The following is a 25,356-nucleotide window of genomic DNA, read 5'->3' as shown; positions in this document are numbered from 1 at the left end:
CGTCACCGCACCCGCGCGCGGAGCTCCATGGCTCCGCGCGCGGCCGTTTCGGTCTCGTAGACCTCGCACATGTGCCGCCCGTCCGGGGTCACCGTGTGCTCGACCTCCCACAGGCTGAACTCCGTCCCGTCCAGGAGGACGAAGGAGTGCTCGTAGAGGCTGAAGCCGGCGTCCCGCCCGTCCGCGAGGCACTGCCGGGTGCCGAAGACCTGCGTGATCTGGTGCGCGTAGGCCGACCGCAGCAGCAGGGCCACCCGGTCGCCCGGCCGGTCCGGGTTCTCCGCGCGGCGCAGCACCCGCCGGGCGTGGTCCGCGGACTCCTCCACCGCGTACTCGCGGTGCCGCTGGGCGGGGGTCGGGTTGGTGAACAGCGCGCTCAGCACGGCGATGTCGCTCTCCGGCTCCTCCTCGACCGTCACCTCCACGAGCTCCCGCGCCACCTGCGAGGGGACCTCGCCGAAGAGCCGGGCCGCCGCGAGGCAGGTCTCCGCCTTGCTCGCGAAGACCTCGTACCGTATCGAGAGGTCGGCATCCTGACGGTGGGCCAGCTCCCACAGGACCACGGAGTCGCCGTCGGACAGCAGGTAGGCGTGCCGGTGTATCTCCCGCCACGGTCCCGCCGCGGCACTGCGGCGGGTGGTGTGCAGGGTGGACCTGTGGGCGAGCGCGGTGCCCAGTTGCTCGACCAATTCGTCAGGCAGGTCGAAGGAGTTGAGGGCGCGGCCCAGGAGTCGCTCGAGGTGCGCCTCGGTTGTCTCGTGCGGATCGCTCAAGGTGGGTCTCCAGGCCGTCGCAGCTCGTCACTTCGCGGAAGCTCAACGTAGCCCCTGGGTCTGACATCACGTCCGGGGTTCGGTAAAACGTCCGGGAAGCGCCAGGGGTTCCAGCCACCCCTTCAGGTCAACCTCCATGCCGATGAGCATGGTTGGGCCGGATAACGGGCACAAGGGCGGGAGCATGACCGTATGGCAACAAATACCGTGGGCGTCCCCCGCCAGCAGGGCAGGCCCCACACCCCCAAGGATGCGGAACCGATCGCAGCCCCCCGCGCGCTGGCCTGGCTGCTCCTGATCACCGGGGCCGCCGGAGTGCTGGCCGCCTGGGTCATCACCCTGGACAAGTTCCTGCTGCTGGAGAACCCGGACTTCAAGCCCGCCTGCAGCCTCAACCCGGTGGTCTCCTGCGGCAGCGTGATGAAGAGCGAGCAGGCGGCGGCCTTCGGCTTCCCCAACCCGATGCTGGGGCTGGTCGCCTACGGGGCGGTCGTGTGCGTCGGCGCCGGCCTGCTGGCCGGGGCCCGCCACCGCGGCTGGTTCTGGCTCGGACTGAACGCCGGAATGCTCTTCGGCGTCGGATTCTGCTCCTGGCTCATGGTCCAGTCGCTCTACGAGATCAACGCGCTCTGCCTGTGGTGCTGCCTGACCTGGGTGTCCACCCTGGTGATGTTCTGGGCGGTCACCGCGCACACCGTCCGCACGGGCATCCTCCCCGCGCCCGCCCCGGTGCGGTCCTTCTTCGCCGACTTCGGCTGGGCCCCGCCCGTTCTGCACACCGGCGTGATCGGGATGCTGATCCTGACCCGGTGGTGGGAGTTCTGGACCGGCTGATCCCGCGGACCGGCAGACGGCATGCGAGGGCCCCGGCAGCTGGACGCTGCCGGGGCCCTCGTCACTTCAGCACTGCGCGGACCGCGGGCCGGGAGCGGAGATCAGCTGCCGGCGGAGGCGTTGCCCGAGAGGACCGGGATGTTGCTGAGGATGTGCGAGAGCGGCTCGTCGCCCTTGGCCTGGGTGGAGTTCTCGGTGCACTGCTGGTTCTGCGGGTTGGACAGGACGTTGATGTCCTGGACACCGATGTTGAGCAGCGCCACCAGGGACTGGGCGTTGACCTTGGCCGGCAGGCCGATGCAGGGCTTGTTCAGGGTGCCCTGGACGACGCCGAGCTGCGGGCTCATGTCACCGTGGGTCTTCTGGTTGCCGTAGGCCTGCACGGCACCGTTCCCGTTGACGGTGTTGATCCCGTTGTCGTTGCCGATCGCCATGGCGGGGGCGGCAGCAGCAGCGCCCGCGCCGACGGCGGCGGCGGTGACCGCGGCAGCAGTCATGATCTTCTTGAGCATCTTGATCCTTTTGTCGCACGAGTGCCCGCTAGTGGAGCGCCCTGATCAACTGCCCAGTCAGAGGGTTGGTTCCGCTGCTTCACTCAAACGGCCTGTGGAGGGGCAGGTTTTCCCCGGGTGGGGTGAGCCGCCCCCGGACGCGTGCGCGAAGCCCGTACGCACCCCGCAGCGGGGTACGGGGCCCCGCGCTCGTGTTGCGCTCCGTAGAACGCGTTCGCACGGTGGGTAAGGAAGCGGATCGCTCGGGTCCGCTTCTGAGCGACGACCACCAGAAGGAACACCCATGCACCGCACCAAGGCCTCCCGCATCCGCATCCTCGTCCCCTCGGCCCTGGCGGTCGTCATACTCACCGGTGCGGCAGCCCCCGCGGGCGCCGCGGAGGGTGCCGGTGCCGCCGCGAACAGGGTGGCGGCCGCCCAGGAGGAGATCAACGAGAGGGTGGCGGCGGCGGGTCCCGTCGAGGACGCCCTCGCCGCGGTCTCCAAGATCCTGGCGGACCTGACCAAGAGCCTGGGCACCCTGCTCTCGGGGATCCAGATCCCCGAGATCAAACTGCCCACGCTCCCGTCCCTGCCGCAGATCCCCGCGATCCCGGCGCTGCCCGCCATCCCCGGGATTCCCGAACTGCCGGTCCCGGCGCTGCCGGAGATCCCCGACGTCCCGGTCCCGGACGTCCCGATCCCGGAGGTCCCCGGCGTCCCGGCGCTCCCGGTCTCCAACCCCGCGGCCCCGCCCGCGGCTGCGGTGCCGGCGGTACCCGGGACACCCGCGGGTCTCGTCCCGGCGATGCCGTCGATCCCGTCGTGGGCCGAGTTCCTTCCGTAGGGACCCGGATCCGTACGCGGTCCCGCACGCGGTTACGACTATTGGGCTGAACAGGTCTGATCGCGTGCGGAACCGTGTCGTCGGGGAAGGTGGACCGTTTCGCTCGATGTGAGCCCCGGAATCGGGGCAGAACGTCGAAGAGAAGGTGCACTTCCCATGAACACTGCCAAGAAGGCCGCCCTGGTCCTGGCCACCGCTGGTCTCGCTGCGGCCGGTGCCGCCGGCTCCGCAATGGCCGACTCCAAGGCCGAGGGCGCGGCCGTGGGTTCCCCCGGTGTCCTCTCGGGCAACCTGGGACAGGTCCCGGTCCACGTTCCGGTCAACGTCTGCGGCAACTCCGTGAACGTCATCGGCGCGCTGAACCCGGCGTTCGGCAACGTCTGCGTCAACGACTGACGTTCGACGCGAAACCTGACTGTGGGCGCCACCGGCGAGGCCGGGGGCGCCCACAGTCGTGTCGGCGGCAGAACGGGGCGGGCCCGTCAGTGCTTGGCGCCGCCGTTGAGCTTCACTCCGCCGAGCAGCGGGGAGGCCTGGGTGGCCCCGTTGGCCAGGTTCATCACCTCGGCCGGAGCGTCGTTGCGGACCTTGTTGACCTCCTGGACGGTGGTCACGACCTTCTGGACGCTCTCGCCCTGCTCGGCCAGTCCGTTGCCCACGGTCTGGGGCAGCGCCGCCGACACCGGGTTCACCGAGTCGGTGACCGCCGTCAGCCCGCTCGTCAGGCTCATCGGGACGGGCTGCGCCTCGGCGGCGAAGGCGGGGGAGGTGGCGCCGAGGGCGGCGACGGAGCCGGCGACGACTGCAGCGACCTTCGAGAGCTTCATTATCAGAATCCTTTTCTAGGGGTGCCCAGGGGTGACCAGTGGCGACCGTCGCGCCACTTTCGACCTGGTTAACGATTCCCCGCCGCCACGGAAACGCGGAACCGAACACGGCAACGGCCGGAGAATCCGACAAGGGATTCTCCGGCCGATATTTCTTCCGATTACCGGTATTGCCGTCAGGCGGCGCTACGGGACCTGCGGTACAGAATGGCGCCGCCCAGGATCAGGGCGGAGGCCAGGGCCGCCGCGGCGGCGGGCTGTCCGGCACCGGTCGCGGCCAGCTCCTGCCGCGCGGGGGCGACGGGGGGCGTCACGACGGGACCGGCCTCCGGCGCGGGCGCGGGGGCGGGAGCCGGGGCCGGGGCCGGGGCGGGTACCGGGGCGGGCAGTGGTGCCGGGGGGAGCGGGGCGGGCAGGTCACCGGCGGGGGCCGCCGGCGGCTGGTCGGCCGGGGGCACTACGGGCGCCGGGTGCTCCACGACCTGGCTGCCGTGCGGGGGCGCGGGCGCCGGAGCCTGCTCCGCCGCGGGGGGCGCGGGCGCCGGAGCGGGGAGCGTGTGCGGAGCCTCCTCCACTACGGGCGCGGGCGCGGGGGCCGGCGCCGGAAGCGGCTGCGGGGCCTCCTCGACCGGTGCCGGTACGGGCTCGGGGGCCGGTGCGGGAGCCGGTACGGGCTCGGGCTGCGGCGCGGGCGCCTGCTCCACCGGTGCGGGGGCAGGAGCGGGGGCGGGAGCCGGTGCCGGCTGCTCGGCCTCAGGGGCGGGCGCGGGCTGCGGCTGCGGCGCGGGGGGCGCGTGCTGCGGGGCCGGTGCCGGGGGCTGCTCGGCCTGCGGGGGCGGCTGGTGCTGCGGCCGGGGCTCGGGCTTCTCCGGGGCGGGGTGGTCGTCGCACTCCTCCTCGGGGGAGTCCCCGTAGCCACCCTGGTGCTCGGGCCCGTGGTCCCCGTAGCCGCCCTGGTGCTCCGGTCCGCGGTCTCCGTAGCCGCCCTGGTCGTGCCGGTCCCGGTGCTCGTCGCGCCGGGCCTCCTGGGCGACGTACTGCCGGACCTGCCGCGCCTGCTCGGGGCTGAGGTAGCGCTCGTAGTCGTGGCCGGCGTCGGAGCCGGTGGTGGTGGCGCAGTTGTTGCCCATGGAGGGGTTGAGGCCCGCTCCGGCGTCCGCGGTGTTGCCGCACACGTTCGGCGAGAAGGTGATCGGTACCGAGACGCTGTTGCCGGCCAGCACGCCCGGTGAGTGGGAGGCCTCGGCCATCGCTCCGGGTTGTGCGTAGGCCGCGCCGGTCGCGATCGACAGCAGACTCGACGCAGCGGCCGCGGTGAGCACCCCCTTGCCCAGTACCTGTCGGCTCAGTACCTGTCGCATGGGTCCTTCCCTGTCTACCGGCCCTGCGGCCGGTGCTGAATCGAAGGTGGCCCCGGAGTGCACCGCCGTGCACTCCGAGGCCACCCCGAGGAGGTCTGCCCTTGCGGGCACAGGCGCTTCGTCAGGCGTTGACGCAGGTGTTGCCGAACGACGGGTTCAGCAGCGCGATCACGTTGACGGTGTTGCCGCAGACGTTCACCGGGACGTGGACCGGGACCTGGAGCACGTTGCCGGACAGGACGCCGGGGGAGCCGACGGCCGCGCCGTCCGCTGCCGCGTCGGCCATGGCGGGGGAGGCGGCACCGGCTGCCATGAGAACGCCGGCGGCCAGCACCACTGCCTTCTTGTACGTCATTTGTTTTCGTTTCCTTCCCGCAGAGGTCTATCCGCTGCAGAATTAACAACGAGTGGATCCCGGAAAAGAAACCGGGGATTTTCGTGTGTCTCGGACCAATTCACTCAGATGCCTGTGCGGCCTGAATTGTGGCCGGATTTTTCCCGCGCCCCTATTCGGTTCCCGACATGCGGCGGGGCCGCCGCGACCCGAAGGTGCGACGGCCCCACTGGCGCGGTGCTGTGTCAGCCTGCGCGGTCCGTCAGCTGCCGTTGGAGACGTTGCCGGACAGGACCGGGATGTTGCTGAGGATGTGCGAGAGGGCCTCGTCGCCCTTGGCCTGGGTGGAGTTCTCGGTGCACTGCTGGTTCTGCGGGCTGGACAGGACCGGGATGTCCTGGACGCCGACGTTGACCAGGGCCAGGACGGACTGGACGTTGGCCTTGGCGGGCAGGGCGATGCAGGGCTTGTTGAACGAGCCCTGGATGAGCGCCATCTGCGGGCTCATGTTGCCGTACGTGGCCTGGTTGCCGTAGATCTGCGAGGCGCCGTTGCCGTTCACGGTGTTGATGCCGTGGTCGTTGCCGATCGCCATGGCGGGGGCGGCCATGGCGGTGCCCAGTCCGACGAACGAGGCGGCAACCGCTGCGCCGGCCGCAAACTTCTTGATCATGATGGTCCCTTTTTTGCAGGATTGCCCGGTACTCAAGCACCCCGATCAACGGGCCAACCGCGTTTCGGGTTGCGTCTCTTCACTCGGATGCCGAAGTTTCGGGCGGCACGGTTGACGTCAGGCGTTGACGCAGGTGTTGCCGAACGAGGGGTTCAGCAGGGCGATCAGGTTCGCCGTGTTGCCGCAGACGTTCACCGGGACGTCGACGGGGACCTGGAGCAGGTTCCCGCTCAGGACGCCGGGGGACTCACCGGTGAAGCCGTTCGCCGTCGCGCCGTCGCCGCCGTGCGCGGAGGCGAGGCCCGCGCCGCCCATCAGCAGCGCGGTGCTCGCGACCGCCAGGGTGGTGCCGCGCACCAGCCTCTTCTTCATCTCGGTTTTTCCTTTCTGTTCGAACAATGGTGCAAGCCATAACGACCCGCCCGTCCCCAGGGTGCGTGTTATCGCCCAAAAGGCCGTATGCGCGAGTCCGGCGTGATTTCCCTCCTGACTTCTGACAAAGTTCACTCCTGTTTTGTCCCCTTGATCGAAAATGGAGACAGGGTCATGGGTTCCTCCCGCAGAATCCTCGGCACGCTCGGTCTGCTGTCCTGCCTCGCACTTTCGGTGAACGTCCCCGCCGCCGGTGCCGTCGCCGGCGCCCCCGCCGCCCCGCCGGGTGCGCGGAGTCCGCTGGTCAAGGAGGCGCCCCGGGTGCCCTTCACCCAGCGTTACCAGGCGGTGCAGCACGGGGGGCTGGTCCGGGCCTCGAACTCGTCCATCGGCTGCCGCGCGGTGGAGGCCGAGCAGGCCGAGCCGTGCGCCGAGGTCAACAAGGGCGCGGCCGGGACCAACGGCGACTACGAGATGTTCTACGACGAGGTCGACAAGGACCCGGACACCTACAACTCCACCCGGGCCGAGCTCAAGGTCCCGGCGGGCGCGAAGGTCTCGTACGCCCGGCTGTACTGGGGCGGGAACCTGCGGGTGGGCGAGCAGAAGCCGCCGGAGGACAACGGCCGGGTGCTCGTCGCCGAGCCGGGCGGCGCGTACAAGGAGGTGCTGGCCGACACGGTGATCGGGCACCGCACCGACGCGGCCGGGGATGCCTACCAGGCCTCCGCCGATGTGACCCCGCTGGTCCGCAAGGGCGGCGCCGGGATGTGGACGGTGGCCCAGCTGAACATCGCCATGGGGCACTCGGATGCGGGTGCCTGGGGCGGCTGGACCCTGGTGGTGGCCTACGAGCACCCGCAGGAGCCGGTGCGCAGGGTCTCGGTCTGGGACGGCTTCGAGGGGCTGGCTGCGGGGGCCGGCGAGGCGGCGGGCGGGACGGTGGAGCTCACCGGTCTGGACGCGGCGCCTGGGGCGCGGGGGCGGGTCGGGGTGGTCGCGTACGACGGGGACCGCGGAACGCTCGGGGACTCACTCACGGTGACCGCCGACAGCGGGCGCCGGGTCAGCCTCAGTGATGAAGAAAATCCTTTTAATGATGTTATGAATTCCACGATCACGGAATTCGGAGATCACTCGTTCGTGCGACAGCCCGAACATATGAATAACCTCGGATATGACGCGGACGTGTTCGACCTGAGTCCCGCCCTGTCCGGTGGCGCCCGCAGCCTGACCTTCGGATTCACGGGCGAAAAGCAGGGTCATTTCCTCGGTGTGCTCTTCGTTCAGACAGACGCGCGCCGCTGAACGCAGGAGACCACTCCACGTGCCGACACAGCCTTCCTCCCCCTCGCCCTCCCCTTCCCCTTCCCCCTCGCGGCCTCCGGTCGTCCTCCACCTCGTGCAGCCGGTCGAGGGCGGGGTCGCCCGCGTCGTCGTCGACCTCGTGCGCGCCCAGTCCGCCGCCGGCCTGCGGACCTACGTCGGCTGCCCGCGCGGCGGACAGCTCGCCGACGCCGCCCGCGAGGCCGGGGCCGAGGTGCTCACCTGGCGCGCCGGGCGGGCCCCCGGACCGGGGCTGGCCGCCGAGGTGCTCGGCGCGCGCCGCCTGATCCGACAGGTCCGGCCCGACGTCCTGCACGCCCACAGCGCCAAGGCCGGGCTGGCCGGGCGGCTCGCCGTGCGCGGGGCCGTCCCGACCGTGTTCCAGCCGCACGCCTGGTCCTTCGACGCCGTGGGCGGGGCCACCGCCGCGCTCGCGCTGCGCTGGGAGCGGTTCGGGGCCCGCTGGGCCGACCGGGTGCTCTGCGTCAGCGAGGCCGAACGCCGCACCGGCGAGTCCGAGGGGATCGCCGCCCACTGGTCGGTGATCCGCAACGGCGTCGACCTCGGCCACTTCCGCCCCGGCGGCCCGGACCCGGTCCAGGACAAGGCCCGGGCCCGCGCCGAACTCCCGCTGCCCGCCGCCTTCCAGGGCGACGGGCCGCTCGCCGTCTGCGTCGGCCGACTCTGCCAGCAGAAGGGCCAGGACGTCCTGCTCCGCGCCTGGCCGGAGCTGCTCGGAGCCGTTCCCGGGGCCCGGCTCGTGCTCGTCGGGGACGGCCCCGACATGGAACGGCTGCGCCGCGGGGCGCCTCCCTCGGTCCACTTCGCGGGGGCCGCCTTCGACATCCGGCCGTGGCTTCGGGCCGCCGATCTCGTTGTACTGCCGTCGCGGTGGGAAGGCATGGCGCTCGCCCCGCTCGAAGCCATGGCCTGTGGCCGACCGGTCCTGGTCTCCGACGTCAGCGGTGCCAGGGAGAGCCTCCCGCCCGGCCAGGGCCGGCTGTGCCTGGTGGAACCGGAGGACCCGACGGCGCTGGCCAAGGCCCTGGGCGGGCTGCTCGCCGAGCCGCGGCTGCTCGCCGTACTCGGGGAGCAGGCCGAGCGGCACGCGCGGATGGAATTCGACGTGCGGCGCACCACGGACGCGGTCACCGGTCTGTATCACGAACTGCTGGGCAGGCCCCGGCCCTTGAACCAGGAGCGCATCACCCGATGACGATGGACAGCGCACCCGCCCGGCACACCGGGCAGGGCGGTACGGGGCCCGGCGGAGGCATCACCGGAATGACCGGCATCACCAGCGGGGCCGGCGCGACCAGCACGAGCAGCACGAGCATCACCACCGGCGGCGCCGGTACGGCCTCCGGCGCCGCCGTGCGCCGTTCCGTGACCGCCATCCACCCCCCGCGCGGCCCCAGGGCCGACCGCGCCCGGGCCGCCGTCCGGCCGAGCCGGGTGCGCCGCCGGGACGGGGTCGCACCGCTGCTGGCCGCCGACGCGGTCGCCGCCGCGGCGGCCGTGGCGGCGCTGCCCGGTGCCGAGCTGCCCCTCGTGGCGGCCGCTCCCCTCGGGCTGGCCCTGGTCGCGCTGCACGCGCAGGCCGGGCTGTACCGGCCGCGGCTCGCCCCCTCCGCGCTCCGCGAACTGCCCGCGCTCGCCGGGCGGGCCGCCGCGCTGTGGTGCGGGGCCGCCGCCGTGCTGGCCGCCACCGCCCCGGGCGATGTCCTCGGCTGGAGCGCGCTGCTCGGCGCGGTCTGCGCCCAGGTCGTACTGGCCTGCGCGGGGCGCGGACTCGTCAACCAGCTCCGCCGCCGCAACCGGACCCGCCGCCCCGCCTCCGCGCTGGTCGTCGGCCCCGGCGCCGGGGCGAGCGCGGTCGCCGCCGCCCTGCACGGGCGCCCCGAGTACGGACTGCGCCCCGTGGGGCTCGCGGACACCGGGCCCGCCGGCGAGGGGGCCGCGGGAGTACCCGTACTCGCCACGCACGAGGACATCCGGCGGGCCGTCATCCAGAACTCCGTCCGGCACGCCGTCTTCACCCGCCCGCCCGAGGCGGACGAGCGCACCGCCTCCCTGGTCCGGCTCTTCCACGACCACGGGTGCCGGCTCTGGCTCGCCGACCCGGCGGGCACCGCCAAGATGACCGGGATGCGCGTCGCCGAGCCCGCCGACCAGCTCTGGGGGTACGCCGTCCAGCCGCTGCTGCCGCGTCCGGCCCGGCCCGTCGAGCGGTACGCGAAGCGGCTCATCGACTCCTCGCTCGCCGCGATCGCGCTGCTCGCCGCCGCCCCCGTGATGGGGGCCTGCGCGCTGGCCGTACGGATCTCCGACGGGCCCGGGGTGATCTTCCGGCAGGAGCGGGTCGGCCTGTACGGACGCCCCTTCACCCTGCTGAAGTTCCGCACCCTGCGCGCCGACGCGCACGAGTCCGCCACCCGCTGGACGGTGGCCGGCGACTGCCGGATGAGCCCGATCGGCTCCTTCCTGCGCAAGTCGTCGCTGGACGAGCTGCCGCAGCTGTGGAACGTGGTCCGGGGTGACATGAGCCTGGTCGGTCCGCGCCCCGAACGGCCCTTCTTCGTAGCCAAGTTCAGCAGTGTGCACCCCGGCTACGAGGCCCGGCACCGGATGCCGGTCGGCATCACCGGCCTCGCCCAGATCAACGGGCTGCGCGGGGACACCTCCATCGAGGACCGGGCCCGCTTCGACAACCACTACATCGACACCTGGTCGCTGTGGCAGGACCTGTGGATCCTGGCCCGCACCGCGGCCTCCTTCTTCCGCTTCCGGCTGGGGGGCAGCTAAAGCATGAGCCTTGCCGCACCGACGTCACCGAGGTCATGGTCCTGCCCGGACCCAGCCGATCTGCTGCGCCGGCACTGGCCGCTGCTGCCGCTCGCCGCGACCGTACTGGCCCTGCTGATCCCCGTACCGGCGGGTGACGCCACCACCTCGGGGAAGGTCGGTCCGGCCGACGCCGCCTCGCTGCTGCTCGTGTTCGTCTGCGGGATCCAGGCCCTGCGGGGCCGGGTCCGGACGCTGAGCCCGCTGGGGGTGCTCGTCCTCGGCCTGCCGGCCGTCGGGCTCGCCGTAGCGACGGTGACCGCGGGGGACCCGTACGCGGCCCTGCCCGGCTTCGTGCGCTACCTCCAGGTGTTCGTGCTGGTCCCGGCGGCGATCGTGCTGCTGGTGCGCAGCGCCTCGGAGTTCCGGCTGGCCGCGGGGTGCTTCGTGGTGCTGGCGCTGGTCCAGGGAGCGGTGGGCGTGGTGCAGTTCGCCACCCGCACCGGGGCCTCGTACCAGGGCGAGGACATCCGGGCCGTGGGCACCTTCGGACCCGGTGACGTCATGGGCATGGCCACGGTGGTGGCCTACGGCCTGGTCGTCGCGACGGCCGGGGCGCTCGCGCCGGGGCTGCCCGCGCGGGTCCGGCGGGCCTCGGGTGCGGCGGCCCTGGTCCTGGTGCTCCCGCTGGTGCTTTCCTTCAGCCGGGGCGCCTGGATCGCGACCTTCGCGGCGGCCGGGCTGGTGATGGCCCTGGCCGGGATCCGGCGGGCCCTGAAGGTGCTCCTCGCGCTGGCCGCCGCCGGGGTGGTGCTCGTGGGCGGCTTCGGCGTCGGCTCCGCGATGGTCGCGGAACGGCTCACCTCGATCACGCAGGTCTCCGACGCCCCCGACCAGTCGGTGACCGACCGCTACACGATGTGGGCCGCGGCCGGGTCGATGTGGAGCGAGCGGCCCGCGGTGGGGGTGGGGCTGAAGGGGTTCCCGGCCAACCGGGACTCGCACTCCGGTCTGGCCCTGTCCTCCGGCAGCGACACCGCCGGCGCGGGCCAGGGGTACATCCGCCAGCCGCTGCTGTCCCCGCACAACATGTACCTGCTGGTGCTGAGCGAGCAGGGGCTGATCGGGCTGATCGTCCTCGCGGGCGGCTGGCTGGCCCTCCTGGTGGCGGGCCTGCGGCGGTGCCTGGCAGGGCCCTCCAAGGTCCGGGACTGCGGACTGGTCGCGATCGGCCTGCTCGTCTGGCAGCTCACCGACTTCCTCTACGCGGACATCGGGGGCCCGTCGACCGTCCTGACCGGAGTGATCATCGGCCTGGCGGCCTGGTGGGCGCTCCCCTCCGGGGGCGCCGCGGGCGAACCCGCCTCCGGGCGCGGTCCGGGTGCGCCTGCCCGGGCCGCGGTCCCTGAGGGTGCGGCCGGCCGGTGACCGATACGACGCCCTGGCGGCGGCCCGCAGCCGCGGCGACCGAGGTCGCCGCGGCTGCGGGCCGTCCGCCGCACCCGCCCGTCCCGCCCCCGGCCCCCGGCTCCGCCGGTGCGCCGGCGGGCCCTGCCGAAGCCACGGCCGTCCGCCGCGGGCCGCGGCGCGGGCCGCGCCGCGCCGGGCTCGCCGCCGCGCAGGGGCCGGGGCCCGCCGGGCCCGGGTCCGTGGGCACCGTGCCGCCGGGCGGGGAGCCGGACGCCGCCGAGCCCGTGCGCGGGGCCGTACTGGGCGCCGCCGCCGCCGGGTCCGTACGGACCGGGACGGGCCGGAGCCCGGGTGGCGCCGCCGTGCGGGAGGCCGTACGGGACGGCGGCCCCGCATCGGCCGTGCGCGGGCGCGGAGGCGCCGAACCGGCGGCCCCCGCCGACGGGATCCGCTCGTCGGGTGGTGGCGCGCTCGCCAAGGCCGCCGCCGTGACCGCCGGGCTCACCGCCGCGGGCGCGGTCTTCGGGCTGTTCCGCGACCAGACCATCGCGCACCTCTTCGGAGCCGGGCACGACAGCGACGCCTTCCTCATCGCCTGGACCGTCCCCGAGATGGCCTCGACGCTGCTCATCGAGGACGCCATGGCCCTGCTGATGGTGCCCGCCTTCAGCCACGCCCTGGCCCGCCGGGCCGCCAGCAGGGCCGGGCTCACCCGGCAGGAGGCCCGCGCCCAGGACCCCGTACGGCTCCTCGTGGGAGCCACGCTGCCGCGGCTGCTGGTGCTCCTCGCCGCCGTGGCCTCCGTGCTCATCGTCGCCGCGCCGCTCGTCGTGGGCGTGCTCGCACCCGGGCTGCCCGACCCCGGGCTCGCCGTCGAATGCACCCGGCTGACCGCCCTGACCGTCCTGTCCTTCGGGGTCGCCGGCTACTTCAGCGCCGCCCTCAGGGCGCACCGCTCCTTCGTGCCGCCCGCCGCCATCTACGTCTCGTACAACGTCGGCATCATCGGGACCATGGTCACCCTGCACGCCCTGTGGGGGGTGCGCGCCGCCGCCGCCGGGGTCGCCGCCGGCGGAGTCCTGATGGTCCTGGTCCAGCTCCCCGCCTTCATCCGCAACGTGGGCTTCGGGCCGCCCCGCGCCAAGGGCGCGCCGCGCAGTCAGCGTGACCGGGACCGGCCCACCCTGATCGCCTTCGGGGTGATCGCCCCCGTCATCTTCTTCGCCGTCTTCCGCCAGTCCCAGGTCCTCGTCGAGCGGTTCCTCGCCGCCTCGCTGCCGCCCGGCGCCATCTCGCACCTCAACTACGCCCAAAAAGTCGCGCAGATGCCGATGGTGCTCTCCCTCATGATCTGCACCGTCACCTTCCCCGTGGTCGCGCAGGCCATGGCCGGAGGGGAGCGGGAGAAGGCCCGCAGGCGGGTCGAGCAGGACCTCGCCCTCGCCTCGCTCGCCGTCCTGATGGGCACCGCGCTCGTCATCGGCTACGCCCCCCAGATCATCGAAGTGCTCTTCGAACGAGGGGCGTTCACCCCCGCCGACACCGAGGCGACCTCCTCCGTCATGCGGGTCTACGGCCTCGGCCTGCTCGGCCACTGCCTCGTCGGGGCGCTCTCGCGGCCCTTCTTCTCCACCGCCCGGCCCATCTGGTTCCCGGCCCTCGCCATGGGCGCCGGACTCCTCGTCAACATCGTCGCCGGAGCCTTCGCCGCCGGCTGGTGGGGCGTCTACGGGATCGCCGCCGCCAACGCCGCCGGCATCACCACCACCGCCGTCCTGCTGCTCACAGGTCTCGGCTCGCGGATCATCGCCATCCAGGTCCGCCGGGTCGCCATCAGCATCGGCCGGCTGTCCGTCGCGGCCCTCGCCGCCTGCGCCACCGGCTGGATCGCAGGTCCGATGATTCCCGACCCCCTGGTCAGCGCGGCCCTCGGCTGCCTGCTGGTCCCGGCCATGTTCGGGGCCACCGGCATGGCCATACGGGCCCTGGAGGTCACCGCCCTGCCGGGCCAGCTCGCCCAGCTCACCGCTCACCTCACCGACCGGCTCACCCAGCTCACGCAGAGGTTCCGCAATGTCCGCTGACACCGAAACGGCGCCCCCCGGCGCGGCGGCACCCGCCCGCCGCACCGGCGCGCCGTGGGTCCTGATGTACCACTCCGTCGCCGAGTTCACCGATCCCGCCGAGGACCCGTACGGCATCACCGTCACCCCGCACGCGCTGGAGGCCCAGCTGCTGTGGCTGCGCTCCCGGGGGCTGCGCGGGGTCTCCGTCGGCGAACTGCTGCGGGCCCGCGCCGCCGGGCGGGGTGCCGGGCTGGTGGGGCTGACCTTCGACGACGGCTACACCGACTTCCTGACCCGCGCACTGCCGCTGCTGCTCCGCCACGACTGCACCGCCACCCTCTTCGTGCTGCCCGGACGGCTCGGCGTGGACAACGTCTGGGACCCGCTGGGCCCCCGCAAGCCCCTCCTCACCGCCGAGGGCATCCGCGAAGTCGCCGCCGCCGGACAGGAGATCGGCTCCCACGGGCTGCTCCACCAGGACCTCACCGCGGCCCCCGACGACGTACTGCAGCAGGAGCTGCGCGGCAGCCGCGAGCTGATCCGGGAGCTGACCGGGACCCTGCCCGCCGGATTCTGCTACCCCTACGGACACCTCGACGCCCGGGTCGTCGCCGCGACCCGGGCCGTCGGCTACGGGTACGCCTGCGCCATCGACCCCGGCCGCCTCGCCGGACCCCACGCGATGCCCCGTACGCACATCAGCCAGGCCGACGGCGGCCCCCGGCTGCGCGTTAAGCAGGCCCGCCACCAGGTGCGCGAGCTGCGCCGCCGGGCGGTGCACCGGTGAACCCCGGGAAGGTGCTGCACATCATCACCGGACTCGGCGTCGGCGGCGCCGAGCAGCAACTGCGGCTGCTGCTGCGGCACATGCCGATGCGCTGCGACGTCCTGACGCTGACCAACCCCGGGCCGGTCGCGGAGGGCCTGCGGGCCGACGGGGTCCGGGTCGTCCACCTCGGGATGCGCGGAAACCGGGACCTGGGGGCGATGCCGAAGCTGGTGAAGTTCATCCGGCGGGGCCGCTACGACCTGGTCCACACGCACCTGTACCGGGCCTGCGTGTACGGGCGCCTCGCGGCCCGGCTCGCGGGCGTACGGGTGAGCGTGGCGACCGAACACTCCCTGGGCGCCGGCGAGATCGAGGGCCGGCCGCTGTCGGGCGGGGTACGGGCCCTGTACCTGGCGAGCGAGCGGCTGGGAGCCGCGACCGTGGCCGTGTCCGACACGGTCGCGGCCCGCCTGGAGGCCTGGGGGGTGCCGGCCGGGCGGGTGCACGTGGTCCCGAACGGGATCGAAGCCGTGCGGTTCCGCTTCGAGGAGGGCGTACGGCGGGCCACCCGGGCCCGGACCGGCCTGCCCGAGCGGGCCTTCGTGGTCGGCGGCGTCGGCCGGCTGGTGCCGGGGAAGCGGTTCGACGTCCTGGTGCGGGCGGTGGCGGCGCTGCCCGGCGCGCACCTGCTGCTCGCCGGGGACGGGCCGGAGCGGGCCGCGCTGCGCCGGCTCGCCGCCGAGCTGGGGGCGCAGAGCCGGATCCACCTGCTGGGGGAGCGGGATCCGCTGGGCGACAGCACGGACGGGCGGACCCCGGGGATCCCGGCGCTGCTCGCCGCGATGGACGTGTTCGTGTCCCCGTCGCGGGAGGAGGCCTTCGGGCTGGCGGTGATCGAGGCGCTGGCGGCGGGGCTGCCCGTGCTGCACGTCACCTGCCCGGCCATCGACGACCTGCCCGCGGCGCAGGCGCCGGGGGCGCGGCGGATCGGCACCGGCACGGAGGAGCTCGTCGCGGCGCTGCGGGGGCACATGGAGGCCGGTGCGCAGCGGCTGCCGCCGCCGGGGGTGGTGCGGCGCTACGACATCGCGCGGAGCGCGGAGCAGCTGCGGCACGTGTACGACCTCGCGATGGCCGGCTCGCCGGCCGGGTCCCGGGGGGTGGTCGCGCTGCCCGGTCCCGGCCGGGGCCCTCGGGGCGCCGACCGGGCGGGTCCGGGTGCCGCGCCGTTGCCGGGGACCAGTCCCCGGACCCCTGCTCCTCAAACGCCGGAGGGGCTGAGTTTGCCCGCTGAGCCGGGCCCGTAGGGCCCGTACCGGGGCCCGAAGCAAGCATCCGTCCACCAGGAAAGAGGTACGCACATGGCGGACACCGCCGACCAGAAGAAGTCCACCCACCGGCGCCGGGTACGGCTGCTGGCGCCGCCCGCGTGGTGGCCGCTGCCCGCCGCCGCGCTGCTGGGGCTCGCCGCGGGCGGGGCGTACGGGGTGCTCAAGGCGCCCGAGTACGCCGCCACCAGCTATGTCGTGGCGGTCCCCGACGACACCACCGAGCCGGCCACCGCCCTCGGCTTCGCCCAGGCCTACGCCCGCATCGCCACCAGCAGTTCGACCCTCGCGTACGCCCAGCCCCGCGCGGGCATCGGCGTGCAGAAGCTGCGGACCCAGGTCCGTGCCGAGACCTCCCCCGAGTCCCCGATGATCGCCATCACCGGGACCTCGAAGAACGCCGGCGAGGCCGCCGACATCGCCAACGCCGTGGCCGACGCCCTCTCGCTGAGCAGCAACCAGGCCGCCAAGAACACCGGTGTGCAGCTGCTCCTCTTCAACCAGGCCGTCGCGCCCAGCGACCCCGCCTCGGCCTCCGCCGCCCTCAGCGGGGCGGTCGGGCTGTGCGCCGGCGGGCTGCTGGGCGGGCTGTGGCTGCTGGCCCGGCCCACCGCCTCCCGGCGGCGTGCTGACGAGACCGGGCCGGAGGCCCCCGTGGAGACGGCTGGGGAGAGCGCCGCCGAGTACGCCTCGCTGCCCGCGCAGGGTGAGCCGGCCGCCGCCAAGGAGAAGGAGTCCGTGCGATGACGTCCGGCTCCGCCGGGGCGCTGTCGGTGACGCTGTGCCGCGATCCCCGGCAGTTCGCCGCGCTGGAGGAGCCGTGGAACCGGCTCGTCCGCGGCTGTCCCACCGCCACCCCCTTCCAGAGCCACGCCTGGCTGCACTCCTGGTGGCTGTCCTACGGCAAGGACGGCCGGCTCCGGGTCGTGCTCGTGCGGCGCGGGGAGGAACTGGTCGGCGCGGCCGCGCTGATGCTCGTACACCGGCCGCTGCCGCTGCTCGTACCGCTCGGCGGGGGCATCACCGACTACTTCGACGTGCTCGTGGCAGCGGACCACGCCGACCAGGTGGTCCCGGCCCTGGCCAACGGTCTGCACCGGGCCGCCCGGGGCGCGGTCGTCGACCTGCGCGAGGTGCGGCCCGGGGCCGCCGCCGAGGCCGTGTACGCGGCCTGGCCCGGGGTCGCCAGCAAGCTCACCGACTCCACCTGCATGGAGCTGCCGGCCATGCCCTTCGACGAGCTGGTCAAGCGGATGCCGGCCTCCGGCGCCCAGCGGGTGCGGGCCAAGCTCCGCAAGACCGACGCGGCGGGGATCGAGGAGCACGAGGTCACCGAGCAGGAAGTGCCGCGCGCCGTACGGACCTTGCTGCGGCTGCACGAGAAGCAGTGGCGCGGCCGCGGGGTGACCCCCGAACACCTCAAGCCCCGCTTCGCCGAGCACCTGACCCGGGCCACCCGGCGGATGGTGCGCGCCGGGGAGGGGCGGCTGGCCGAGTTCCGGCTCGACGGAAAGGTGGTCGCCGCCAACCTCACCCTGCTCTCGGGCGCGCTCAGCGGCGGCTACCTCTACGGCGCCGATCCCGGTCTGCGGGACCGGAAGGTGGACGTGGCCACGCTGCTGCTGCGCTACGAGGCCACCCGCGCGCTGGCCGAAGGCCGGCCGGTGGTCAGCTTCCTGCGCGGCAACGAGCCGTACAAGAACCACTGGCGGCCGCAGACGGTGGTCAACCAGCGCTTCCTGCTGGCCACGGCGGCGCTCGCGCCCCTACTGCGACTGCACGAGTCGCAGGTGACGGGGCGCGAGCGGGCGGTGGACGTACTGCGGGAGGCGTTGCCGGCCGCCAGGGACTGGCGGGCGCGGCTCAACGAACTGCGGGTCCGATGATCCGAACGCCCCTTCTAGAAGGGCCAGAAGCCGCTGTCGCGGCCCCAGTCGACCTTGACGCAGACCGACTGCTTGCCGACCAGCTTGGAGAGCCACTCGCCGAAGTTGATCGGCACGCACCACTCCGTGCTGTTGACGGGCGGCGTGGGCGGTACGGGCGGGGTCGGCGGCTTGGGCGACGGGGACGGGAAGGGGGACGGGGACGGCACCACGGGATCGGGCTTCGGCACGACCGGGCTGGGGCTCGGGCTCGGGACCTCCGGGACGACCGGGCTGACCTCGGGGTCCGGGACCAGCGGGCTGGGCTCGACCGGGCTGGGGACCGCGGGGCTGGGCACGGCCGGGCTCGGCTCGACCGGGACCTCCGGGCTCGGAACCACGGGCGGGGGCGTCGGCAGGACCGGGCTCGGCTCGACCGGGCTGGGCTCGACGGGGCTCGGGGCGACCGGGCTGGGCTCGACGGGGAGCGGGCTGGGCTCGGCCGGGGTGGGTGCGACCGGGCTCGGGACCTCCGGGCTCGGGACCTCCGGGCTGGGGAGCACGACCGGCGGGGTGACCACCGGCGGGGTGACCACCGGCGTCGGGATCTCCGGCGTGGGGATCTGCGGGGTCGGGACGACCGGCGTGGGCACCACGGGGGTCGGGACGACCGGGGTCGGCACCACGGGCGTCGGGACGACCGGGGTCGGGATCACCGGGTCCGGCCGCTGCGGGGTGAGTGCCTCGCGGAAGACCTTCGTCGAGGCCGGGTTCTGCTTGCACTGCCAGACGCCGTGCGGGCAGTAGTCGGTGATGGTGTGGTAGAGCGGCTTCTGCTTCTCGATCCACTGCAGCATGCGCCGCATGTACTCCGGGTTGTCCCCGTTGCGGAACAGCCCCCACTCCGGGTACGAGATCTCTTTGCCGTGTGCGCGCGCGAAGTCCACGTGCTGCTGGAGCCCGTACGGCTGGCTGATCTGCTCGTCGAAGTTCCGGCCGGGACCCTGGTCGTACGAATCCATCCCGACGATGTCGACCACGTCGTCGCCCGGGTAGCACTTGGTCCAGCCGATCGCGTCCGTGCCGCGGTTCGGGGTGAAATCGAACTTGAACTTCTGGCCGGGCACGGAGCGCATCGTGTTGACGATCCGCTTCCAGTACGCCTTCCAGTTCACCGGGTCGGGTCCGCAGCGGTGGGTGTAGGTGAGCCCGTTCATCTCCCAGCCGAGCACGATCACCGTGTCCGGGACGCCGAGCGCCACCAGCCGCTCGGCGAGCTTCTTGAAGTGCCGGTCGTACTGGCCGTCCGCGCCCGCCCGGATCAGCTGGGCCACCTGGTAGTCGGGGACCCGCTCCTCGTTCCGTTCCTGCATGGGCACGTTGAGGACGAACATCCGGTCGTCGCGCTGGAGCCGCCACCGCGCCCAGTCGTCCAGGAAGCTGACGTTGCCCTCGATGCCGGCCCACTGGTCGCCGGGCAGATACGTGTGCCCGACCCGGATCTCCTTGCCGCCCAGCCAGTTCGACAGGAACGGGATGCGGGCCACTCCGGGCGGCCCGTAGTCGAGGTAGGCACCCATGGCGATGTCGGAACCCGTGCTCTGCTCCTCGGGGGCCGCGAGGGCGGCCCCGGTGGCGAGCAGTCCGGCCGTCACCGTTCCGATGCAGGTGCTCGCCAGTCGGCGGCGTGGTCTGGGCATGGCGTCTCCCGAGCTTTCCTGAATCGGTGTGCTTACCAAAGACGTTAGGCATCACATCTGACGAATGGCCTGTCCGGTGACCTCTTCCTAGGCCATTCGCACGTGCGCACCCTCCCCGCTTGGTCCGACTAGGTGAAAGACACCGTTCCCATGCACGCGCATCCCAGCCAAGTGCCCGCAGTTCTGCTCAGACTCGATCGGAATCCGTTCCACCACGGAACCCTCGGCGCCGTCAGATCCCTCGGGCGCACGGGTGTGGAGGTCCATGCCGTCGTCGAGGCCGGGGGAGGTCCCGTGGGGCGTTCGCGCTACCTGCGCGCCGTGCATCCCGGACCCGTCGGCGGGCTCGACCCCGAGGCGCCCGAGGCGTTGCTGGAGTGCCTGACCGGGGTCTCCGAACAGATCGGCCGCCCGGCGGTGCTCATCGCCATGGACGACCTCAGCGCGATCGCGGTGTCACGGGTCGCGCCGATGCTGGGGAGCCGCTTCCGGATCCCCCATCAGCCCGACGACCTGCCCGCGCGGGTGGCGGACAAGGCCGAGCTGTCGCGGCTCTGCGCCCGGTGGGACGTACCGCACCCGGAGACCGTGATCCCGCAGGGCGGGGCCGAGGCGGCGGAGGCCGCGTGGCGGCTGGGGCTCCCGGTGATCGCCAAGTGGAGCCGGCCGTGGCTGCTGCCCCCGGGCACGGGCCTGCGCAGCACCACCCTGCTCCGCACGGCCGCCGAGGCGCGCCGGCTGTACGAGCGCTCGGCGGAGGCGGGCAGCCCGCTGCTGCTCCAGCGGTTCCTGCCGGCCGGGCCGGACACCGACTGGTTCTTCCACGGCGCGTTCGCCCGGGGCGGCCGTCCGCTGATCGCCGGGTCGGGGCGCAAGGAGATGTCCTGGCCGGTGCGGACGGGGCTGACGGCGGTCGGACGGTGGCTGCCGGATCCGGCGGTGGAGGAGGCGGGGCTGCGGCTCGCCGAACGGCTCGGCTACCAGGGGATCCTGGACCTGGACTTCCGCCGGGACGAGCGGGGCGTCTTCCGCCTGGTGGACTTCAACCCGCGTCCGGGGGCGCAGTTCCGGCTCTTCACGGACACGGGCGGCCTGGACGTGGTCCAGGCGATGTACCTGGACCTGACGGGCCAGCGGGTTCCGGAGCCGTCCGGCGGGCCGGGCCGGGTCTTCGTGGCGGAGAACTACGCCCTGCTCGCGGCGGTGCGCGGCCGCTCCCTCCCGCGCCGCCCGCCCGCTCCGCCCGCCGGGGCGGCCCCCGCGCGCCGGGGCCGGGAGCGGGGGCAGGTGGAGGCGGCGTGGTTCGCGGCCGACGACCCGATGCCCTTCCTGGCGATGCTCGCCGCCCTCCTGGGGCGGGGCGCGGTCAAGGGCATGCGGGTGCTGCGCGGAGTCCCCGCGCAGGGTCGCCGGACGGCCCGGGCGGTGGTCCGGGCCCCGCGGCAGCGGGGCCGGGAGCTGACCCCGCCCGACGCGGCCGGCGGCTCCGGCGGGCCCGGCCCCCGGTCCGCCCCGCCGGAGGCGCCGGCGGAACCGGACGAACTGGTGACACGGTGACCTCGTAGGGGCATAAGGGACGTACGGGCGTTGGGCGGCTGGGCGTTGGGTGCCGGGGCGGCCGGCGCCCGGGTGGCGCTCGCCGGGGCGGCGAGCGGTCGGGGCGCAGGAGGCAGGGGGCTGACCATGAGGCTGGAGGGACTGCGGTGACACGGATGGACGACCTCGTGGTGGTCGGAGCGGGGCCCTACGGGCTGTCGATCGCGGCCCACGCGGCCGGTGCGGGGCTCGGGGTGCGGATCCTCGGGCGGCCCATGGCCTCCTGGCGGGACCACATGCCCGAGGGCATGTACCTCAAGTCGGAGCCGTGGTCCTCCAACCTCTCGGCGCCGGGCGGGCGTTACACGCTGGCCGAGTACTGCGCGGGGCAGGGGATCGCCGTCGAGCACGGAACTCCGCTGCCCATCGGGACGTTCAGCGCGTACGGGCTCTGGTTCGCCCGGCACGCCGCACCCCCGGTGGAGGAGGCGACCGTCACCGAAGTCACCCCGCAGGGCGGGGGGTTCCTGATCCGCACCGCCGAGGGGCCGCCGCTGCTCGCCCGGACCGTCGCGCTGGCCGTGGGCGTGATGCCCTTCGTCCGGTACCCCGAGGCGCTGCGGGAGCTGCCCGCGGCGCACTACTCGCACAGCAGCGGCCACCGCGACCTGACCCGCTTCGCCGGCCGCGAGGTCGCCGTGCTCGGCGCCGGGCAGGCGGCCCTGGAGACCGCGGCCCTGCTCGCGGAGAACGGGGCCCGGCCCTGCCTCGTGGCCCGGCGCTCCCGGCTCAACTGGAACGCCGTCCCGCAGCCGCTGCGGCGGCCCGCGCTGCGCGCCCTGCGCGACCCGCACAGCGGGCTGGGCACCGGCTGGCGCAGCTGGGCCTGGTCGGAGCTGCCCTGGGCGGTGCGCAGGCTGCCCGCGCCCACCCGGGAGCGGATCGCGGCCACCGCGCTGGGCCCGGCCGGGGCCTGGTGGCTGCGCGAGCGGTTCGAGCGGCGGGTCCCGGTGCTGCTCGGACACCGGTTGCTGCGGGCCGTCCCCGCGGGCGGGCGGACCCGGCTCGGGCTGGCCGGCGCCGCCGGGGAGTCCGTGGTCCTGGACACCGCGCACGTGATCGCGGCGACCGGCTTCACCCCGGCCCTGGACCGGCTGGAGCTGCTCGACGCGGGGCTGCGGGCCGCGCTGGTCACCGTAGGGGGGAGCGGGACGCCGGAGCTGAGTCCGCGGTTCGAGTCCTCGTGGCCGGGGCTGTTCTTCGCAGGGCTGCTGACCGCTCCCTCATTCGGCCCTTCCATGCGATTCGTGCACGGCGCCGGCTTCACGGCGGGGAGACTGGTGTCGGGAGTCCGCAGGCGTCTGGGAGCCCGGGGCCCGCTGACGGGTTCCACCGGTGCGCCCCGGACCGACCGGACCCCCGCTGCCGGGCACAGAGCGTGAGAGCCAGTCACACGACGTGAGAGGTGTCGCGATGAGCGATGAGCGCGCACAGGGCCGGGGCTGGGTGAGGATTCCGGCCAGCCGTGCGGAGCAGCCCGGAACGAGGAGGGCGGCGCCCCCGCAGCCGTACGCGCAGTCGCCCGCCGTGCAGTCTCCCGCCGTCCAGTCGCCGTACGCACAGTCGCCGTACGCGCAGGACCCGTATCCGCATGCTCCGTATCCGGCGGCCCAGTATCCGCAGGCCGCGTACGACCCCTCGATGATCTACCTCTCCCTCGTCAAGCGCTGGCAGGAGGCCGGACGCACCCTTCCGGGGCATCCTGACGAGGAGTGGGAGCGGCTCATTTCCCAGCCGTGCTGGCCCGGCCGTTAGGTGGTGTGAGTCTCGTGGCAGCGGCGGAGCGACGCGACAAGAGGCCGGAGGGCCCCGGGACCGCCGGGGACTCCGGGAGTGCCGGGAACTCCGGGGATGCCGGGCGCCCCCGCCCCCTCGTCGGACCGGGCGAGCGGCTCGCGCTCAACGGCATGGGCAGCTTCGAGTGGGACCTCGGCGCGGGGACCCTCGACATGGACGAGGCCGGGATGGCGGTCTTCGACCTGGAGGGGGAGGAGTTCGACCGCACCCCCGAGAGCCTGGGGCTGCGGATCCCGGTCGACGATGCCGCGCGGCTCCGGGACACCGTCCAGGGCGTCCTGGACGGCGGGGAGGAGACGTACGGCCAGTACTTCACGGTGCAGCGGCGCGACGGCCGCGACCAGTGGACGCACACCCAGGGCAGGGTCCTGCGGGACGCGGAGGGGCGCCCGGCGCGGATCGTCGGCATCGTCCGGGACGCGACGGCCGAGCTGGCCCACCTCACGGTGCTGCGCAAGCTGGAGTCGGCGCGCGCCCAGCAGGCGGCCATCGTGCAGCGGACCACCGAGGCCCTGTCGCGGGCGGTGACGGTCGATGACGTGACGGCCACGCTGACGGGAGCGGGGGCGCTGGAACGGCTCGGCGCCGAGGGGCTGGCGCTGGGACTGGTCGAGGGCGGCCACATCAAGATCATCGCGCTCAGCGGGGAGTCCCTGGAGATCCTCAGCGAGCGCAAGTTCACCCGGCTGGACGGCTCGCTGCCGCTGTCGCAGGCGGTGCTCAGCAGGAAGGCACGTTTCGTCACCTCGCTGACGGAGCTGGCGCAGGAGTTCCCGCTGCTCTCCGACTACCTGAACCGCATCCAGTACGACGCGGCCGCCTACCTCCCGCTCATCGCGCAGGCCGAGGCCATCGGCGGGCTGGTGCTCTTCTACCGGCGCCGCACCGACTTCAGCCCCGAGGAGCGCAACCTCTGCCTGGGCCTGGCGGGCATCGTCGCCCAGTCGCTCCAGCGGGCGCTCCTCTTCGACCAGGAGCGCGAGTTCGCCACCCTGCTGCAGGCCGCCATGCTGCCGCGGCGGATCCCCGAGATCACCGGCGGCGAGATCGCCGTGCGCTACCACTCGGCCTGGAGCGGGCGCGAGGTCGGCGGGGACTGGTACGACGTGATCGCGCTGCCCCGCGACCGCGTCGGCATCGTCGTCGGCGACGTCCAGGGCCACGACACGCACGCCGCCGCCATCATGGGCCAGCTCCGCATCGCCCTGCGGGCCTACGCCGGTGAGGGCCATCCGCCCTCCACCGTGCTGGCGCGCGCCTCCCGCTTCCTGGCCGAGCTGGACACCGAGCGGTTCGCCACCTGCATGTACGCGCAGGTGGACCTGGAGACCGGAGGCGTACGGGCGGTCCGCGCGGGCCACCTCGGACCGCTGATCCGGCACACGGACGGGCGAACGGGCTGGCCCAACGTGCGCGGCGGCCTGCCGCTCGGGCTGGCCACCGTCTTCGAGCAGGAGGAGTTCCCCGAGACCCGGCTCGACCTGGTCCCCGGCGAGACCCTCGTGCTGTGCACCGACGGGCTCGTGGAGGAACCCGGCACCGCCATCACCCAGGGCATGGAGGCCCTCGCCCACGCGGTCCGCAGCGGCCCGCAGGAGGCCGGCGCGCTCGCGGACCACCTCTCGGACCGGCTGTGGGAGCGCTGGGGCTCCGGCGACGACGTGGCCCTGCTGGTGCTGCGCCGCGCCCCGGACCCGGGCACGCACCGGGCACCGCGCATCCACCAGTACGTCCACCAGGCGGACCCGGAGGGGCTCTCGGAGGCCCGCTACGCCCTGCGCCAGGCGCTGCGCGACTGGGGCATGCCGGAGCTCGCCGACGACGTGGAACTGGCGGCGGGAGAGCTGCTGGTCAACGCCCTGCTGCACACCGACGGCGGAGCGGTGCTGACGATGGAGGTGCTGCCGGAGCCGGTCCGGCGGATCCGGCTGTGGGTCAAGGACCGCTCCAGCGTCTGGCCGCGGCGGCGCACGCCGGGGGAGTCGGCGACCACGGGGCGCGGGCTGCTGCTGGTGGACGCGCTGGCCACGCACTGGGGGGTGGAGTCCCGGGGCGACGGCAAGGCGGTGTGGTGCGAGTTCTCCGCGGCGGGCAGCGCGGCCCGGAGCGCGCCGTGAGCGGGCGGGGCGTGGGCGGGCGGGGTGTGACGGCGCGCTCACGTCGAGTTGTGGGGTGGTGGGGGCGGGGTGATGATGCCGCCATG

Annotated in this window: 24 protein-coding genes; 16 read left to right on the top strand and 8 right to left on the bottom strand. The window is 73.9% G+C overall.

Going from position 1 to position 25,356, the window contains the following annotated elements; translation table 11 throughout:
* Window positions 1-2 precede the first annotated feature (2 nt).
* Window positions 3-773 carry a DUF6227 family protein gene (locus NLX94_RS28590; RefSeq protein ID WP_254385973.1) on the bottom strand — a complete coding sequence of 257 codons (771 nt, stop codon included), beginning with the start codon at window positions 771-773 and terminating at the stop codon, window positions 3-5.
* Between the two features lie 192 nt (window positions 774-965).
* On the opposite strand from NLX94_RS28590, the gene NLX94_RS28585 reads away from it, so the two are divergent.
* Window positions 966-1,607, top strand: a complete 642-nt coding sequence (locus NLX94_RS28585) for a vitamin K epoxide reductase family protein (protein WP_254385972.1) — start codon at window positions 966-968, stop codon at window positions 1,605-1,607.
* Between the two features lie 101 nt (window positions 1,608-1,708).
* On the opposite strand, the gene NLX94_RS28580 is transcribed toward NLX94_RS28585, so the two are convergent.
* Window positions 1,709-2,119 (bottom strand): rodlin, encoded by a 411-nt coding sequence (locus NLX94_RS28580; protein WP_254385971.1) that lies wholly within the window; start codon window positions 2,117-2,119, stop codon window positions 1,709-1,711.
* Window positions 2,120-2,402: 283 nt separating this feature from the next.
* On the opposite strand from NLX94_RS28580, the gene NLX94_RS28575 reads away from it, so the two are divergent.
* Window positions 2,403-2,945 (top strand): hypothetical protein, encoded by a 543-nt coding sequence (locus NLX94_RS28575; protein WP_254385970.1) that lies wholly within the window; start codon window positions 2,403-2,405, stop codon window positions 2,943-2,945.
* A 156-nt stretch (window positions 2,946-3,101) separates the two neighbouring features.
* Window positions 3,102-3,341, top strand: a complete 240-nt coding sequence (locus tag NLX94_RS28570) for a chaplin (RefSeq protein ID WP_250737633.1) — start codon at window positions 3,102-3,104, stop codon at window positions 3,339-3,341.
* An 86-nt stretch (window positions 3,342-3,427) separates the two neighbouring features.
* Here the strand turns inward: NLX94_RS28570 and NLX94_RS28565 are convergent, their stop codons facing one another.
* From NLX94_RS28565 to NLX94_RS28545, 5 genes are all read right to left on the bottom strand, one after another.
* Entirely contained in the window at window positions 3,428-3,772 is a 345-nt protein-coding gene (locus tag NLX94_RS28565; protein WP_254385969.1) for a hypothetical protein, read from the bottom strand.
* A gap of 176 nt (window positions 3,773-3,948) precedes the next feature.
* Window positions 3,949-5,133 (bottom strand): chaplin, encoded by a 1,185-nt coding sequence (locus tag NLX94_RS28560; RefSeq protein ID WP_254385968.1) that lies wholly within the window; start codon window positions 5,131-5,133, stop codon window positions 3,949-3,951.
* A gap of 121 nt (window positions 5,134-5,254) precedes the next feature.
* Window positions 5,255-5,488 carry a chaplin gene (locus NLX94_RS28555; RefSeq protein WP_254385967.1) on the bottom strand — a complete coding sequence of 78 codons (234 nt, stop codon included), beginning with the start codon at window positions 5,486-5,488 and terminating at the stop codon, window positions 5,255-5,257.
* A 241-nt stretch (window positions 5,489-5,729) separates the two neighbouring features.
* On the bottom strand, window positions 5,730-6,140 hold the full coding sequence (locus tag NLX94_RS28550; protein ID WP_254385966.1) for a rodlin: 411 nt from the start codon (window positions 6,138-6,140) through the stop codon (window positions 5,730-5,732).
* A gap of 117 nt (window positions 6,141-6,257) precedes the next feature.
* Complete coding sequence (locus NLX94_RS28545) at window positions 6,258-6,512, bottom strand: chaplin (protein ID WP_254385965.1); 255 nt, start codon at window positions 6,510-6,512, stop codon at window positions 6,258-6,260.
* Between the two features lie 102 nt (window positions 6,513-6,614).
* On the opposite strand from NLX94_RS28545, the gene NLX94_RS28540 reads away from it, so the two are divergent.
* The 9 genes from NLX94_RS28540 (at window position 6,615) to NLX94_RS28500 (ending at window position 18,081) form a co-directional block, all read left to right on the top strand.
* Window positions 6,615-7,820 carry a DUF3344 domain-containing protein gene (locus tag NLX94_RS28540; RefSeq protein WP_254385964.1) on the top strand — a complete coding sequence of 402 codons (1,206 nt, stop codon included), beginning with the start codon at window positions 6,615-6,617 and terminating at the stop codon, window positions 7,818-7,820.
* Between the two features lie 19 nt (window positions 7,821-7,839).
* Window positions 7,840-9,054: a glycosyltransferase gene (locus NLX94_RS28535; protein ID WP_374684038.1), complete on the top strand. Its 1,215-nt coding sequence runs from the start codon at window positions 7,840-7,842 to the stop codon at window positions 9,052-9,054.
* A 68-nt stretch (window positions 9,055-9,122) separates the two neighbouring features.
* A complete protein-coding gene (locus NLX94_RS28530) occupies window positions 9,123-10,643 on the top strand; it encodes an exopolysaccharide biosynthesis polyprenyl glycosylphosphotransferase (protein WP_374684041.1) in 1,521 nt (506 codons plus the stop codon).
* Window positions 10,644-10,646: 3 nt separating this feature from the next.
* Window positions 10,647-12,050 (top strand): O-antigen ligase, encoded by a 1,404-nt coding sequence (locus NLX94_RS28525; protein WP_254385963.1) that lies wholly within the window; start codon window positions 10,647-10,649, stop codon window positions 12,048-12,050.
* A 266-nt stretch (window positions 12,051-12,316) separates the two neighbouring features.
* Window positions 12,317-14,116, top strand: a complete 1,800-nt coding sequence (gene murJ / locus NLX94_RS28520) for a murein biosynthesis integral membrane protein MurJ (RefSeq protein ID WP_374684040.1) — start codon at window positions 12,317-12,319, stop codon at window positions 14,114-14,116.
* Window positions 14,106-14,885: a polysaccharide deacetylase family protein gene (locus NLX94_RS28515; protein WP_254385961.1), complete on the top strand. Its 780-nt coding sequence runs from the start codon at window positions 14,106-14,108 to the stop codon at window positions 14,883-14,885. Before murJ ends, NLX94_RS28515 begins: the two co-directional genes overlap by 11 nt.
* Window positions 14,882-16,174: a glycosyltransferase gene (locus NLX94_RS28510; RefSeq protein WP_254385960.1), complete on the top strand. Its 1,293-nt coding sequence runs from the start codon at window positions 14,882-14,884 to the stop codon at window positions 16,172-16,174. Before NLX94_RS28515 ends, NLX94_RS28510 begins: the two co-directional genes overlap by 4 nt.
* A 54-nt stretch (window positions 16,175-16,228) precedes the next feature.
* Entirely contained in the window at window positions 16,229-16,942 is a 714-nt protein-coding gene (locus tag NLX94_RS28505) for a lipopolysaccharide biosynthesis protein (protein WP_254385959.1), read from the top strand.
* On the top strand, window positions 16,939-18,081 hold the full coding sequence (locus tag NLX94_RS28500) for a GNAT family N-acetyltransferase (protein ID WP_254385958.1): 1,143 nt from the start codon (window positions 16,939-16,941) through the stop codon (window positions 18,079-18,081). The genes NLX94_RS28505 and NLX94_RS28500 overlap by 4 nt, the downstream gene beginning before the upstream one ends.
* Window positions 18,082-18,095: 14 nt before the next feature.
* Here NLX94_RS28500 and NLX94_RS39450 read toward each other — a convergent pair whose 3' ends face one another.
* Window positions 18,096-19,760, bottom strand: a complete 1,665-nt coding sequence (locus tag NLX94_RS39450) for a glycosyl hydrolase (RefSeq protein WP_308402564.1) — start codon at window positions 19,758-19,760, stop codon at window positions 18,096-18,098.
* A gap of 294 nt (window positions 19,761-20,054) precedes the next feature.
* Here NLX94_RS39450 and NLX94_RS28490 point away from each other — a divergent pair, with 294 nt between their 5' ends.
* From NLX94_RS28490 to NLX94_RS28475, 4 genes are all read left to right on the top strand, one after another.
* Window positions 20,055-21,317 (top strand): ATP-grasp domain-containing protein, encoded by a 1,263-nt coding sequence (locus NLX94_RS28490; protein ID WP_308402562.1) that lies wholly within the window; start codon window positions 20,055-20,057, stop codon window positions 21,315-21,317.
* Between the two features lie 155 nt (window positions 21,318-21,472).
* Window positions 21,473-22,738 (top strand): NAD(P)-binding domain-containing protein, encoded by a 1,266-nt coding sequence (locus NLX94_RS28485; protein WP_254386089.1) that lies wholly within the window; start codon window positions 21,473-21,475, stop codon window positions 22,736-22,738.
* A gap of 31 nt (window positions 22,739-22,769) precedes the next feature.
* Window positions 22,770-23,111: a hypothetical protein gene (locus NLX94_RS28480; RefSeq protein WP_254385956.1), complete on the top strand. Its 342-nt coding sequence runs from the start codon at window positions 22,770-22,772 to the stop codon at window positions 23,109-23,111.
* 5 nt (window positions 23,112-23,116) lie between these two features.
* On the top strand, window positions 23,117-25,270 hold the full coding sequence (locus NLX94_RS28475) for a SpoIIE family protein phosphatase (protein ID WP_254385955.1): 2,154 nt from the start codon (window positions 23,117-23,119) through the stop codon (window positions 25,268-25,270).
* Window positions 25,271-25,356: the final 86 nt, after the last annotated feature.

It is taken from the genome of Streptomyces sp. TBY4 (assembly GCF_024213195.1).
Lineage (GTDB): Bacteria > Actinomycetota > Actinomycetes > Streptomycetales > Streptomycetaceae > Streptomyces.
This window is presented reverse-complemented; position numbering and strand designations above follow the sequence as displayed.

Excerpts from the sequence above, each read along its gene's own strand:
- NLX94_RS28585 (WP_254385972.1), top strand. The coding sequence starts at position 966 with ATGGCAACAAATACCGTGGGCGTCCCCCGCCAGCAGGGCAGGCCCCAC.
- NLX94_RS28580 (WP_254385971.1), bottom strand. The coding sequence starts at position 2,119 with ATGCTCAAGAAGATCATGACTGCTGCCGCGGTCACCGCCGCCGCCGTC.
- NLX94_RS28575 (WP_254385970.1), top strand. The coding sequence starts at position 2,403 with ATGCACCGCACCAAGGCCTCCCGCATCCGCATCCTCGTCCCCTCGGCC.
- NLX94_RS28570 (WP_250737633.1), top strand. The coding sequence starts at position 3,102 with ATGAACACTGCCAAGAAGGCCGCCCTGGTCCTGGCCACCGCTGGTCTC.
- NLX94_RS28565 (WP_254385969.1), bottom strand. The coding sequence starts at position 3,772 with ATGAAGCTCTCGAAGGTCGCTGCAGTCGTCGCCGGCTCCGTCGCCGCC.
- NLX94_RS28560 (WP_254385968.1), bottom strand. The coding sequence starts at position 5,133 with ATGCGACAGGTACTGAGCCGACAGGTACTGGGCAAGGGGGTGCTCACC.
- NLX94_RS28555 (WP_254385967.1), bottom strand. The coding sequence starts at position 5,488 with ATGACGTACAAGAAGGCAGTGGTGCTGGCCGCCGGCGTTCTCATGGCA.
- NLX94_RS28550 (WP_254385966.1), bottom strand. The coding sequence starts at position 6,140 with ATGATCAAGAAGTTTGCGGCCGGCGCAGCGGTTGCCGCCTCGTTCGTC.
- NLX94_RS28545 (WP_254385965.1), bottom strand. The coding sequence starts at position 6,512 with ATGAAGAAGAGGCTGGTGCGCGGCACCACCCTGGCGGTCGCGAGCACC.
- NLX94_RS28530 (WP_374684041.1), top strand. The coding sequence starts at position 9,123 with ATGACCGGCATCACCAGCGGGGCCGGCGCGACCAGCACGAGCAGCACG.
- NLX94_RS28525 (WP_254385963.1), top strand. The coding sequence starts at position 10,647 with ATGAGCCTTGCCGCACCGACGTCACCGAGGTCATGGTCCTGCCCGGAC.
- NLX94_RS28515 (WP_254385961.1), top strand. The coding sequence starts at position 14,106 with ATGTCCGCTGACACCGAAACGGCGCCCCCCGGCGCGGCGGCACCCGCC.
- NLX94_RS28505 (WP_254385959.1), top strand. The coding sequence starts at position 16,229 with ATGGCGGACACCGCCGACCAGAAGAAGTCCACCCACCGGCGCCGGGTA.
- NLX94_RS28500 (WP_254385958.1), top strand. The coding sequence starts at position 16,939 with ATGACGTCCGGCTCCGCCGGGGCGCTGTCGGTGACGCTGTGCCGCGAT.
- NLX94_RS39450 (WP_308402564.1), bottom strand. The coding sequence starts at position 19,760 with ATGCCCAGACCACGCCGCCGACTGGCGAGCACCTGCATCGGAACGGTG.
- NLX94_RS28485 (WP_254386089.1), top strand. The coding sequence starts at position 21,473 with ATGGACGACCTCGTGGTGGTCGGAGCGGGGCCCTACGGGCTGTCGATC.
- NLX94_RS28480 (WP_254385956.1), top strand. The coding sequence starts at position 22,770 with ATGAGCGATGAGCGCGCACAGGGCCGGGGCTGGGTGAGGATTCCGGCC.